This is a genomic window from Streptomyces sp. NPDC014733 (assembly GCF_043083385.1).
In the GTDB taxonomy this organism is placed as follows: Bacteria; Actinomycetota; Actinomycetes; order Streptomycetales; family Streptomycetaceae; genus Streptomyces.
Map to the genome: position 1 here is coordinate 632961 of NZ_JBIBYO010000003.1, position 12504 is coordinate 645464.

The 12504-nt window shown below is 74.0% G+C and carries 9 protein-coding genes; 6 read left to right on the forward strand and 3 right to left on the reverse strand.

Annotated elements, in window-relative coordinates; genetic code table 11:
• The first annotated feature begins 28 nt into the window (after nucleotides 1–28).
• The 3 genes from ACF1BH_RS11025 (at nucleotide 29) to ACF1BH_RS11035 (ending at nucleotide 3463) form a co-directional block, all read left to right on the forward strand.
• Nucleotides 29–1330 carry a cytochrome P450 gene (locus ACF1BH_RS11025; protein ID WP_391642113.1) on the forward strand — a complete coding sequence of 434 codons (1302 nt, stop codon included), beginning with the start codon at nucleotides 29–31 and terminating at the stop codon, nucleotides 1328–1330.
• A 46-nt stretch (nucleotides 1331–1376) separates the two neighbouring features.
• On the forward strand, nucleotides 1377–2135 hold the full coding sequence (locus ACF1BH_RS11030) for a thioesterase II family protein (protein WP_391642114.1): 759 nt from the start codon (nucleotides 1377–1379) through the stop codon (nucleotides 2133–2135).
• Between the two features lie 68 nt (nucleotides 2136–2203).
• The gene (locus ACF1BH_RS11035) at nucleotides 2204–3463 is read left to right on the forward strand and encodes an MFS transporter (RefSeq protein WP_391642115.1); all 1260 of its coding nucleotides are present in this window, start codon (nucleotides 2204–2206) and stop codon (nucleotides 3461–3463) included.
• A 66-nt stretch (nucleotides 3464–3529) separates the two neighbouring features.
• On the opposite strand, the gene ACF1BH_RS11040 is transcribed toward ACF1BH_RS11035, so the two are convergent.
• The 3 genes from ACF1BH_RS11040 to ACF1BH_RS11050 form a co-directional block, all read right to left on the reverse strand.
• A complete protein-coding gene (locus ACF1BH_RS11040) occupies nucleotides 3530–5014 on the reverse strand; it encodes a M28 family peptidase (RefSeq protein ID WP_391642116.1) in 1485 nt (494 codons plus the stop codon).
• Nucleotides 5015–5356: 342 nt separating this feature from the next.
• The gene (locus tag ACF1BH_RS11045; protein WP_391642206.1) at nucleotides 5357–6523 is read right to left on the reverse strand and encodes an MFS transporter; all 1167 of its coding nucleotides are present in this window, start codon (nucleotides 6521–6523) and stop codon (nucleotides 5357–5359) included.
• Nucleotides 6524–6703: 180 nt separating this feature from the next.
• Nucleotides 6704–6859, reverse strand: coding sequence for a hypothetical protein (locus ACF1BH_RS11050; protein WP_391642117.1), 156 nt, complete (start codon nucleotides 6857–6859; stop codon nucleotides 6704–6706).
• Nucleotides 6860–6973: 114 nt separating this feature from the next.
• On the opposite strand from ACF1BH_RS11050, the gene ACF1BH_RS11055 reads away from it, so the two are divergent.
• The 3 genes from ACF1BH_RS11055 (at nucleotide 6974) to ACF1BH_RS11065 (ending at nucleotide 12503) form a co-directional block, all read left to right on the forward strand.
• Complete coding sequence (locus ACF1BH_RS11055; RefSeq protein ID WP_391642118.1) at nucleotides 6974–7831, forward strand: GNAT family N-acetyltransferase; 858 nt, start codon at nucleotides 6974–6976, stop codon at nucleotides 7829–7831.
• Between the two features lie 175 nt (nucleotides 7832–8006).
• Nucleotides 8007–11507, forward strand: a complete 3501-nt coding sequence (locus ACF1BH_RS11060) for a DNA polymerase III subunit alpha (protein WP_391642119.1) — start codon at nucleotides 8007–8009, stop codon at nucleotides 11505–11507.
• A gap of 6 nt (nucleotides 11508–11513) precedes the next feature.
• Nucleotides 11514–12503, forward strand: coding sequence for a hypothetical protein (locus ACF1BH_RS11065; protein ID WP_391642120.1), 990 nt, complete (start codon nucleotides 11514–11516; stop codon nucleotides 12501–12503).
• Nucleotide 12504 lies beyond the last annotated feature (1 nt).

The following is a 12504-nucleotide window of genomic DNA, read 5'->3' on the forward strand; positions in this document are numbered from 1 at the left end:
CGATCCGAACAGGAGACAGTGAAAACCGATGAGGATATCCCTCCCCCGCCCCGGCGGCGCCGACATCGACCTGGCCACGGTGGACCTGTTCGACCCCACCCTCTACGCCGCCGGCGACCCGCACGCCGTCTGGACGCTCCTGCGCGAGAAGTCCCCGGTGCACCGGCAGACCCTCGCCGACGGCCGCTCGTTCTGGTCGGTCACCAAGTACCACGACGTCAACGACGTCCTGCGGGACCACACGCGGTTCACCTCCCACCGCGGCACGCTGCTGTCCATCCTGGGCGGCACGGACCCGGCCGGCGGCAAGATGATGGCGGCGAGCGACCCGCCCGTGCACTCCGCCATGCGGGAGCCGATGAGCAAGGTGCTCTCGCACCGCGCCCTCACCTCCCGCCGCCCGCGGATCCGCAGGGTGGTGCACCGGATGCTCGCCCCGCTGCTGGACGGCGGCACCTGGGACGTCGCCGCGGCCGGCGCGGGCTTCCCGATGGCGTTCACCGGCACCTTGATGGGGCTGCCCGAGGCCGACTGGCCCCGGCTCACCCATCTGACGACGATGGCCGTCGCACCCGACGACCCCGACTACCGCCAGTCGGAGGGGGACGGCACCCTGGCCGCCGCCCACCACGAACTGTTCGCCTACTTCTCCGGCCAGGTCAAACGGCGTATCCGCCACGGCTTCGCCGACGACGACCTGATCGGCTTCCTGACGGAGCTGGAGGCCGGCGGCAGAAAGCTGCGGCACGACGAGGTCGTCTACAACTGCTACAGCCTCCTCCTGGGCGCCAACGTCACCACGCCGCACGCCATCGCGGCCACCGTCCTGGCGCTGATCGAGCACCCGCAGGAGTACCGGCGGCTGCTCGCCGATCCGTCCCTGGTCACCGGCGCCGTCGAGGAGGGGCTGCGCTGGGCGTCCCCCGCCAACCACTTCATGCGCTACACCACCCGGGACCTCACCCTGCGCGACCAGGAACTGAAGGCCGGGGACGCGGTCGTGGCCTGGCTGGGCTCGGCCAACCGGGACGAGGAGGTCTTCGCCGACCCGTTCCGCTTCGACGTGACCCGTTCCCCCAACCGCCATGTCGCCTTCGGCTTCGGACCCCACTACTGCATCGGGGCCCCCTTGGCCCGGATCGCGCTGCGGCTGCTGTTCGAAGAGATCGTCGCCACCGTCGACACCTTCGCCCCCGCCGGCCCCGTCGAGCACCTGACCTCCAACTTCGTCGCGGGCATCAAGAGCATGCCGCTCACCGCGCGGCTGCGGCACGGCGCCGACCGGATCCTCGACGAGGCCGTCACGGCGGACGGCCCCGTACCGGCCTGAGGCCGCACCTCCTCCCGCTCCACCGTCCGAGAAAGGAAGCCGGCCCATGCCCCCGGCCCGTCACCCGAACAAGATGCTGCTGCGCCCCCCGAAGCAGGACAGCGCGGCACGGCTCTTCTGCTTCCCGTACTCCGGCCTCGGGGCGTCGATGTACAACAAGTGGCCCGACCGCATCGGCGACATCGAGATCTGCCGCATCCAGCCCCCGGGCCGCGAGAACCGCCTCCGGGAGCCCCACTACGGCACGTACGACGCGCTCGCCGAGCAGGTCGTCGAGGCGCTGCTGCCGCACTTCGACCGGCCCTTCGCCTTCTTCGGCCACTGCGGTGGCGCACTGCCCGGCTTCGCCACCGCGCTGCTGCTGGCACGCTCCGGACTGCCCACCCCCAGGACGCTCTTCATCTCCTCGCAGGTGGCTCCGCACGTCGGCCCCTTCGGGCGTTTCCTGCGGATGAGCAACGCCGAACTGGCGGTGGAACTCGCCGAGCTGACCAAGGCGATGGGCGGCGCCCCCACCCCGGACATGATCCAGATGAGCCTGCGCGTTTTGCGGGCCGATGTCACCGCCAACCAGGAGTACCATCTCGCACGGCCGGTGACCCTGCCCTGCGATGTCCGCGTGCTCGGCTGGCGCGACGACCAGGAGATCCGCCCCGATCAGATGGGGGAGTGGAGCGCCTACGCGGACGCCGGGAAGTACACCGAGACCGTCCTGGAGGGCGGCCATCACGCCTTCCTCGACGCTCCGGACGAGCTGCTCGCCGAACTGGCAGGAGCGCTGCGGGCCACGGAACCACTGCGCTGACAGCCGCCTGCCCCACCGTCACCCCCTTGTCTGCACCCGCTCACCCATGAATGGCGGAACCTGACCCCATGCAAGCCCCCGTTGTCCCCTCGCCTCCCCTCGTCGGATTCCGGCGCTTGCTGGTCGGCCGGACGCTGTCCGTGCTGGCCACGTGCTTGATCCCCACCGCCTTGACCCTGGCGGTCATCCATGCCACCGGCTCGGCCGCCGACCTCGGTCTGGTGCTGGCCTGTGAGCTGATCCCGCAGCTGGTGCTGTTGCCGGTCGGCGGGGTGCTCGCCGACCGGCTCCCGCCCCAGCGGGTGGCGTTCGCCGCCGACCTGGTGCGCGGCCTGGTGCAACTGGCCATCGGTGTCGAGTTGTTGCTCGGCGTCGTCAACATCACCCACCTCTCCCTGCTGTCGGTGATCACCGGTGCCGCCGTCGCCATCGGGACGCCCACGGTGTCACCGCTGGTGACCGCGGTGGTGCCCGCCCACGCCCGGCTCCGCGCCAACAGCCACCTCGGTACGGCGCGCGGTATCGCCCTGGTCGCCGGGCCCGGCATCGTCGGCGTCATGGTGATCACCATCGGCGTCGGCTGGTCGTTCGTGCTCACCGCGGCGTTGTTCGTCGTGGCCGCGGCCACGGTGGGCGGGCTGAAGGTGACCCGGCACGAGCGCCCGGCCGGCAACAGCGGCTTCCTGAAGGATCTGGCCGAGGGGTGGCAGGTGGTCCGTGCCCACCGCTGGTTCTGGACCAACCTCATCGGCCACGGCATCTCCAACCTGACCGCGGGCGTCCTGATGACGCTCGGGCCGCTCGTCGCCCTCCGCGAACTGGGCGGCGACGCCTCCTGGGTGATCACCTATCAGTGCGGCATGGTCGGCATGCTGATCGGCGCCTACCTGGCGCCGCGGCTGCCGGTCTCCCGCCCGCTCGTCGCCACCTCGCTCGGCGGCGCCGTCTTCGCCCTGCCCCTGCTGACGTTCGCGGTGCCGGCGCCGACCGCGGTGAACGCGGCCGCGTACTTCGTGGCGATGCTGGGGCTCGGTGTGCTCAACACCGTGTGGCAGACCGTGATGCAGCAGCGGTTCGAGCCGCACACCCTGGCCCGGGCCGACTCCTACGACGCGCTGCTCTCCTTCGCCGCCCGTCCGCTCGGCCTCTCCCTGGCCGCCCCCGTCGCCGCCACGACCGGCAACGCCACGGTGCTGGTGGCCGCCGCCGTCCTGGTGGGCGCCAGCAGCCTCGGCCTGCTGGCGCTGCGCGAGGTACGCACCATGGGCTTCCTCACCGCGAAGGAGCCCGACGAGCGGCCCGTACCGGCGACGGCGGACGAGCACTGACGGGCGTCGCCGGCCGCGGGACGCCGCTCCGGCGCCCGCCTCGGGCGGGAGCCGGAGCGGCAGGGGTCACTTCACCGCGGTGCCTGTGCCGTTGATGTCGGAGGTGTCGACGCCGAAGCGGCCGGCGGCCCAGGCCATCGCCCGGCCGTTCTGGTCGAAGATGGTGCGGTTGACGTTGGCCAGGGTGTCGCAGGCCTGGTGGTAGCAGGGGTCGAGCATCTCGCCCGCCTTGCCGCCGAACAGCTTCACCCACTCGGGGGACTTGACCGTGTCGGCTCCGGCGTTGACCCCGCCCGACGGGATCCCGGCCTCGACGAAGGGCGAGTGGTCGGAGCGCCCGTCGAGGTCCAGTCCCACGGTCGGCAGCTTACGGGCGGCGAAGTGCCCGTTGATCAGCTCGGAGATCCGCTCGGAGCCGGCCGGCCCCGGACCGTCGGAGGTGCGGCCGTTGTAGACCTGCCGCGCGAAGTTCGGGGAGGCGATCATTTCGAGGTTGAGGTAGAGCGCGGTCTGACGGCGCTGCTCGGGGCTCAACTGGTCGACGTAGTACTGGGACCCGGAGATCCCCTTCTCCTCGGCGGCCCACCAGGCGAACCGGACGCGGTTCTTGAGGTGCTTCCACTCCGGGGCCATCTTGACCGCGGTCTCCAGCAGCATGGCGGAGGCGGCGCCGTTGTCGTTCATACCGGGGGTCGTGTCCACGCTGTCGATGTGCGCGCCCATGACCACGGTGTTGTCCGCACGGCCGGTCGGGGTGTCGGCGAGCAGGTTGTAGGTCTTGGTCGTGGTGTTGTTGCCGCGCAGGTCGACATTGACGGTGACGGGGCCCTTGGCGACGTCCGCCTTCAGCTGCTCGGACTCGCCCCGGCTCAGCGTCGCGATCGGAATGCGGGCGTCCTCCGGCGGCACCATGCGGTAGCGCAGATTGAGGTCGGGATTGGGGGCGTTGACATTCATGAGTACGGCGGCGGCGCCGACCTCCGACGCGACGATCTGCTTCTGCGTGATGAAGCAGTCGTCGACATCGACCAGCACGATCTTGCCCTTGACGTCCGTACCGGCGTAGTCGTCCGCCGTACAGCCGGTGGGCTTGCCCGACGGCACCGCGACGCCGGCGGTCAGCCCGCCCACCGGGGTGGAGACCGAGAAGCGGGCGATGACCGGCTTCAGCTGCCGGGTCTCCGGCGCCGTCACGGACGCCTTCTCCGACAGGATGTCGTAGTCGGGGAAGGAGAACTCCTGGCGCTTGACCTGGTAACCGGCGGCGGTGAGCGTACGGGTCACGTACTGCGCGGAGGCTTCGTAACCCGGCGAACCGTCCGCCCGGTGCCCGCCGTTGGCCGCGGTGGCCCGGGACAGGGCCTCCAGGTGGCGCCAGGCGTTCTCACCGGTCACGGACCGGGACATCTTCTCGGCCAGCACGTCCGCCGGCGGGGCGGACGCCGCCGCCCGGCCGGGAACGGTCGCGGCCGTGAGGGCCAGGACGGCCCCGGCGGCCACGAAGGCCGGGGCGGCGACGCGGAACAGGTTCCTTCTGGGAAGGCCCGTCATGGGATGGCCACTCCTTGATCGGTCGGATGCCCCGCCGCCGAATACGGCTGGGGCAGACGAAAGTGACAAGACTTGCGGGTGCCCCAACCACGGAGGATCACAGTGCACTTGCTCGTGATCAGGAGAGGTGACCATACCGTGAAGGCTTGAACCGGACGCAAGGGAAACAGCCCCTCGGGGCCGGGAGCGGGGGCCGGGGCTCCCCGGTCGGCGGGAGCGCGGGAGCGCGGGAGCGCCCCGCCCACCGCGCGCCGATCCGGGCTGGGCGCCCCGCCGCCTGCTGGATCAGCGAATTTCGAAAATAAGCAATTCCTTGCATGGGGCCGGGGCCGCCCCCTGCCGTCACCTGCCGTCACTCCTGCCTCCCCCGGCGGACGGCAGGCGTGACGGCGGGGCCTTCCGCCGCCGGGATCTCCCCGCGGCGCTCCCGAGCAGCACCCCGCACGCCCCCGCGGTCAGCAGCCCGCCGACGAGGAAGGTGCCGCGCACCCCCGCCGGCAGCACCAGCCCGCCCAGCGCGGCGCCCGCCGCGATACCGGCGTTGTACGCACCGGAGTTGGCCGCGAAGGCGAGGTCCGTACGCCCCGGTGCGCAGCGCAGCACGGCATTCTGGGTGGTCTGGAAAACCGGCCCGAGCGCACCGCCCGTCAGCATCAGGAACACCACCGCCGCCACCGGACGGGTACCGGCCGCGTACAGCCCGAGCATGCCGACCGCCTGGGTGGCCACGGCGGCGCCCGTCGCGGCCTGCGGGAAGCGGTCCAGCAGCGCCCCGGTGACACCCACCCCGACCAGGCACGCCACGCCGAACGCCGCGAGCAGGCCGCCGACCGTGCCCGGGGAGAACCCGCCGACCTCACCCAGGAACGTCACGAGGTACGTGTAGCCCGTGAACGCGCCGGTGGCGGAGAGGGCCCCGGCCGCCAGGACGGCCCCGAACCGGCGGGCGTCGGGGTGGCTCCCGTAGGCGGCGGGCGCCTCGTCCGGGCGTGAGGTCGGCAGCAGGACGGCGATCGTCACCAGGCAGACGAGCCCGGGAACCGCCGGCAGGGCGACCGGAATCCGCCAGCCGGTCTGCCGTCCCAGCCAGGTTCCGGCGGGGACCCCGAGCACGAGGGCGAGCGAACCGGCGACGGACAGCGCGCCGACCACCCGCCCACGGACCCCGGGCGCGAACAGCCCCACCGCGACCGGCCCCATCACGGCCCAGAACACCGCCTGGGCCGACGCGGTCAGCAGCCGCGCCACGAGGAGCAGCCCGTAGGAGGCGGCCGACGCCGCCAGCAGACTGGACACGATCAGTACGGCGAACAGCCCCGTGAGCACATGGCGCCGGGGCACCGCCCGCAGGGCGTGGGCGAGCGGGAGCGACGCCACGGCCACCGCCACGCCGTACCCGGTCACCAGCAGCCCGACCGCGGACAGGGGCACCCGCAGGCTCCCGGAGACCATCCCGAGCAGCCCGATCGGCAGATTCTCCGCGGTGTTGAAGGTGAGGGCGGCCAGCATCAGCGCCCCCAGCACCACCGCCCTGCGCCAGGCGGCCGGCTGCGGTGCGCTGCCGCCGCCCCGTCGTGGCTCCGCCCGCCGCGTCCGCTCGATGGCACCGTCCATGGGGGTAGCTCAGCGGGACGGCCGGGCGGGGCGCAACCGGATAGGGCCGCGCCTTCGGCGGCGGCCGGGGCTCCGTCAGTGGTCGGCGAGCCGGTGCCCGACGCTCTCCACCTTGGCCGCCATGCTGCCGCCCGGCTGGAGATCCGCCTTGAGCGCGAGCACGTCCTCGGGCCGCCCCGGACGGCCACTCCGATGCCGACCGGGGCGGCGCGGGCGCCCGTGGCGGGGCAAGGACGGCAGGGAACGCGCTGCGGCGAAGCCGGCTCCGGACGCGGCGCCGGGGCGGCCCCGTCAAGTCGCCGCAAAGGGCGCCCGCGCCGCCGTACGCCCGGGGAACCATGAGGTATGCGACCCGACGGATGGCACCTCACCCACGACGTCGACGAACACCTCGCCCGCGCCGGGGACTTCCTGCGCTCCCGTCCCGCCCCGCACACCATGCCGCTGACGGTGATCGAGCGGCTGCGGACGGACGGGCCGGACGCGTACGGCGCCGGAGCCGCCGTGTTCGGGCGGCTGGAGCGGGCGGGTGAGGTCCGCGCGGCCTTCCACCGGCTCCCGGCCCGCGGGCTGAGCCCCACCGCCCTCACCCCGGAAGGTGCCGACGGCCTCGCCGCCCACCTCGCCGGGCTCGGATACGCCCTCCCGTACGTCAGCGCGGAGCACCGCACCGCCGCCTCGTTCGCCGACGCCTGGCAGCGGCACACCGGCGCGACGCCGACGCTCCGTGGCCGGCTCCACCTCTACCGGCTCGGCACGCTCACCCCGCCGGAGCCGCGTCCGGCGGGCCGGGGCCGGGTCCTGGGCGCGGCGGACCACGACGCGCTCCTGCGCTGGTGCGACGGGTTCGTCACCGCCGTCGGCGAGACCCCGGCCGTCGACGCCGGGTCCTGGGCCACCTCACGCTTCGCCGACAAACGCTTCACGTTCTGGGAGGCGCCGGACGGCACCCCGGTCTCGTTGGCCGGCTGCACGGCGCCGGTCGGCGGCATGGTCCGGGTGGACCCCGTGTACACCCCGGCCCACCTGCGGGGACGCGGCTACGCGGGCGCCGTCACGGCCGAGGTGAGCCGCGCCGCCCTGGCCGCGGGCGCCACGGACGTCGTCCTCTTCACGAACCCGGCCAACGCCACCAGCAACGCCCTCTACCGGCGCCTCGGCTACGTCCGGGTCACCGACTTCGCCGTGTACGACTTCGCGTAGGGCCCGCGAGGAGGGACGGCAGCCGCTCCGCACCGGGGAAACTCTCCGTCATCGGTCGGTACGGACCGTTACTCGAACGAGCGTGCGAACATGTGCGTTAGAGTGGGTCCACGGTCGTGATGCCGTGGGGGTCGCAGAGGACACAGAGGGGGGTCAAGGGAGCCAGGAGGTGTGTATGTCGTTCACGCATCTCCATGTGGCGAGCGGCTATTCGCTGCGCTACGGGGCCAGCCTTCCGCACGCCCTGGCCGAGCGGGCCGCCGAGCGGGGGCTCGACGCGCTGGCGCTGACCGACCGGGACTCGCTCGCGGGCGCGGTGCGCTTCGCCAAGGCGTGCGCACGGGCCGGCGTCCGGCCGCTGTTCGGCGCCGACCTCGCGGTGCCCGGCACCCCGGCGCCCGGGGACGGCCCGGCCGGACGGCGGCGGACCCCCGTCAAGGGCGGCGCCTTCGTGACGGAGGCTCCGTCCCGCGCGGTCTTCCTGGCCCGCAGCGCCCGCGGCTGGGCCGAGCTGTGCCGCCTGGTGTCGGCATCGGCGGCGTCGGACACGGGCCTGACCTGGGAGGACCTGGTCTGCCCCGAGGGCGAGGTGTGCGTGCTCCTCGGGGCCGGTTCCGAGGTGGGGCAGGCGCTCGCCTCCGGGCGTCCCGACCGGGCCGCCGCGCTGCTCGCACCGTGGCGCGAGCGGTTCGGTGAGGCGCTGCGGCTGGAGGTGTCGTGCCACGGCCGGACCGGTACGGGGCCCGGATCGCTGCGCCTCGCCGCCCGGCTGGCGGGCTTCGCCGCCGAGCAGCGGGTGACGGCCGTGCTGAGCAACGCCGTGCGCTACGCCGACCCCGGTCAGGGTGAGGTCGCCGACATCCTGGACTCCGCCCGGCTGCTGGTGCCGGTCGACACCCGGGACGCGGCCCGGCTGGACGGCGGGCAGCGGTGGCTGAAGGACGCCGGGGAGATGGAGCGGATCGCCGCCCGGATCGCCGAGGCGGCGGGCGGCCGGGGGGCCGACGCGCGGCGGTTGCTGGCGGCGACCGAGGAGACCGCGGCGGGCTGCGTGGTCGACCCGGGCGAGGCGTTCGGCCTGGGGCGGCTCAACCTTCCCGAGCCCGAACTGGTCGGTGCGTCCCGCGAGTCGGCCGACCGCGCCCTCGCCGACCGGTGCGCGGCGGGCATGCTGCACCGCGGCTACCACCGGGAGGCGCCGCGGTGGGACCGGTTGGAGGAGGAGCTGAGGATCATCGCCGGGCACGGCTTCGCCGGATACTTCCTGACCGTGGCCGAGGTGGCGGCGCAGGCCCGGCACCTCGGCATCCGGGTCGCCGCCCGCGGCTCGGGCGTGGGCTCCCTCGTCACCCATCTCCTGGGGATCAGCCCGATCGACCCGGTGGCACACGGTCTGCTGATGGAACGCTTCCTGTCCGCCCGGCGATCCGCGCTGCCCGACATCGACCTGGACGTGGAGTCGGCGCGCCGCCTGGAGGTCTATCAGGCGGTACGGGAGCGGTTCGGCGCCGACCGGGTGGCGACGCTCGCGGTCCACAAGACGTACCGGGCGCGCGGCGCGATCGAGGACGTGGCGCGGGCCCGGGGCATGGCCCCCGACGAGGCGGCCCGCCTCGCCAGGGCGTTCCCGCACATCCGGGCGAAGGACGTACGCGCCGCCCTGGCCGAGCTGCCGGAGCTGCGCGCGGTGGCCGCCGAGGACCACGGCCGGCTGTGGGAGCTGGTGGAGGCGCTGGACGGGCTGCCGCACGAGGCGGCCATGCACCCCTGCGGTCTGCTGGTCTCCAACGCGGGGCTGCTGCGCCGCACCCCGGTCGTCCCGACCACCGTGGAGCACATCGCCATGTCCCAGTTCGACAAGGAGGACATCGAGGACACCGGACATCCGAAGATCGACGTCATCGGCGTCCGGATGCAGTCCGCGCTCGCGCACGCGGTCGCCGAGATCGAACGGGTCACCGGCGAACACCTCGACCTCGACGATCCCGCACAGGTGCCGCCGGACGACCCGGCCACGTACGACCTGATCACTTCCGGGGACACGCTCGGCACCTTCCAGCTGGAGAGCCCCGGTCAGCGCGAACTCGTCCGGAACCTGCGGCCGCGCACCTTCGGCGATCTGGCCCTGGACATCAGCCTGTTCCGGCCCGGGCCGGTGGCCGCCGACATGGTGGCTCCGCTGATCGAGGCCCGCGACCGGCGCAGGCCGATCCGCTACCCGCACCCGGACCTGAAGCCGATCCTCCGGGAGACCGAGGGGCAGGTCGTCTTCCACGAGCAGGTCATCGCGATCATGGCGACGATGACCGGCTGCGACCGGGGCATGGCGGACGAGGCGCGCCGCGCCCTGTCCGTCCCCGAGCGGCAGGGCCGGGTCCGGGCCTGGTTCGCCGATCAGGCCCGCGGGCGCGGCTATCCGGTCCAGGCCGTGCGGGAGGTGTGGGACGTCCTGGCGGGCTTCGGCAGCTTCGGCTTCGCCAAGGCGCACGCCGCGGCTTTCGCGCACCCCGCCTACCAGTCGAGCTGGCTCAAGGCCCACCGGATGGCGGCCCTGCTCGCCGGGCTGCTCACCCACGACCCCGGGATGTACCACAAGCGCGTCCTCGCCGCGGACGCCCGCCGGCACGGGGTGGAGCTGCTGCTGCCCGACATCAACGCGTCCCGGGCCGCACACACGGTCGAACTGGTGTCCGGTAAATGGGGGGTGCGGATCGGGCTGTCGCAGGTCCGCGGCATCACCGAGGCGGAGAGCGACCGCCTCACCGCCGGACAGCCCTACGCCTCCCTGGAGGACTTCTGGCAGCGCGCCCGCCCCAGCCGCCCGCTGGCCGAACGGCTGGCGCAGGTCGGGGCGATGGACGCCTTCGGCCCGCGCCGCGAACTCCTGCTGAAGATCGCCGAGTTGCACCGCTCCGGCCGCGGACACGGCGCGGCCGCGGGCCAACTCCCCATGGAGAGCGGCGACACCGGCCCCACCCCGGACGGCACCGAGGCCCCGGCCACGGGCCTGGCCGCCATGGACGGCTCCGAGCAGCTCGCCGCGGAGCTGGACGTGCTCGGCATGGACGTCTCCCGCCATGTGCTGGAGGAACACCGGTCCCTGCTGGCCGACATCGGGGCCACCCCCGCAGCGGCACTGTCCCGGCTGCGGCACGGTGCCACCGTGCTGGTCGCCGGCGTCAAGGTCGCCACCCAGACCCCGCCGATCCGCTCGGGCAAACGCGTCATCTTCGCCACCCTCGACGACCCCACCGGCCTGTCCGACCTGGCGTTCTTCGAGGACAGCCACGCCCGCTGCGCCCATACGGTCTTCCACAGCGGCCTGCTGCTGGTCCGCGGCACGCTGACCCGCCGGCCCCCGCGCGCCGTCAGCATCACCGGCACGGCCGCCTGGGACCTGGCCGAACTGATCGACCTGTACCGCAGCGGCGGCCCGGCCGCCGTCGCGGACCGGCTCGCCCTTCCCCGGGCTCCCGGCTCCGCCCGAGCGGGGGAGACCCCACCGGCTCCCGCCGCGCACCGGGCCGGGCCGCGCCGCACCCTCGTCCAGCCGACCGGCGACACCCTCCACCCCTGGGCCGACCTGCAACCACCGGGCACCCCGGCCGCCCGCACCCCGCTCACGGCCCTCGACGGAAGGACCTTCCACCATGCGAGTCCCGGCAGCGCGGGGTGACCGACGATGATCCTCTACCTGCACTTCGGGAACCTGCCGCTCCCGGGCGCCCGCGCCGAGGCCGCGTACCGGCAGCTCATCGACCTCCTCGGCGAGTTCACCCCCGTGGTCCGGGCGCTGCCGCCCGATGCGGCGCTCGCCGATGTGTCCGGGAGCGTGCGGTACTTCGACCGCGACGCCGCCGGGCTCGCGGCGCTGATCCGTATGCGGGCCGCCGCCGTCCTCGACGTCGACACGACGGTCGGCATCGGCCCCAGCCCGCTCCTCGCCCAACTGGTCGCCCACCGCGGGGCCCCCGGCGCGATCCGCGCCCTCCCCGACGACCCGCAGGCCGTCACCGCGTTCCTCACCGGTCTGCCCGCCGCCGCACTGCCGGGGGTCGGCCCGGCGACCGCGCGCACCCTGGCCTCCTACGGCCTCACCACCGCCGACCGGATCGCCGCCACCCCGCTGCTCACCCTCCAGCGCATCCTGGGGACGGCGGCCGGCCGGCAGCTCCACCGGCGCGCACACGGCATCGACCCCACCCGCGTCCGGCCCGGCGCCCCGCCGCCCGCCTTCGGCGCCGAGCACCGTTTCCCGCACGACGAACTCGACCCCGACCGGCAGCGCGACGCCCTGACCCACCTCGCCGAACGCCTCGGCACCCGGCTCCGCGACGAACGCCGGGCCTGCCGCACACTGACCCTGACCGTCCAGTACGCCGACCGCTCCACCACCACCCGCGGCCGCACCCTGTCCGAACCCACCTCCCACAGCCCCCAACTCCGCGCGGCCGCCCATACGCTGCACCGGAGCCTGGGGCTGCAGCGCGCCCGGGTCCGCCGCCTCACGCTCCGCGCCGAGGAGCTGTGCGAGGCGGGCGCGGTCTCCCGGCAGCTGACCTTCGGCCCCGACGACGACAAGGCCCGCCGCATCGAGGCCGCCGCCGACCGGGCCCGGGCCCGCTTCGGCCCGAGCGTGGTACGCCCCGCCAGCACGGCCGGGATGCCCTGAG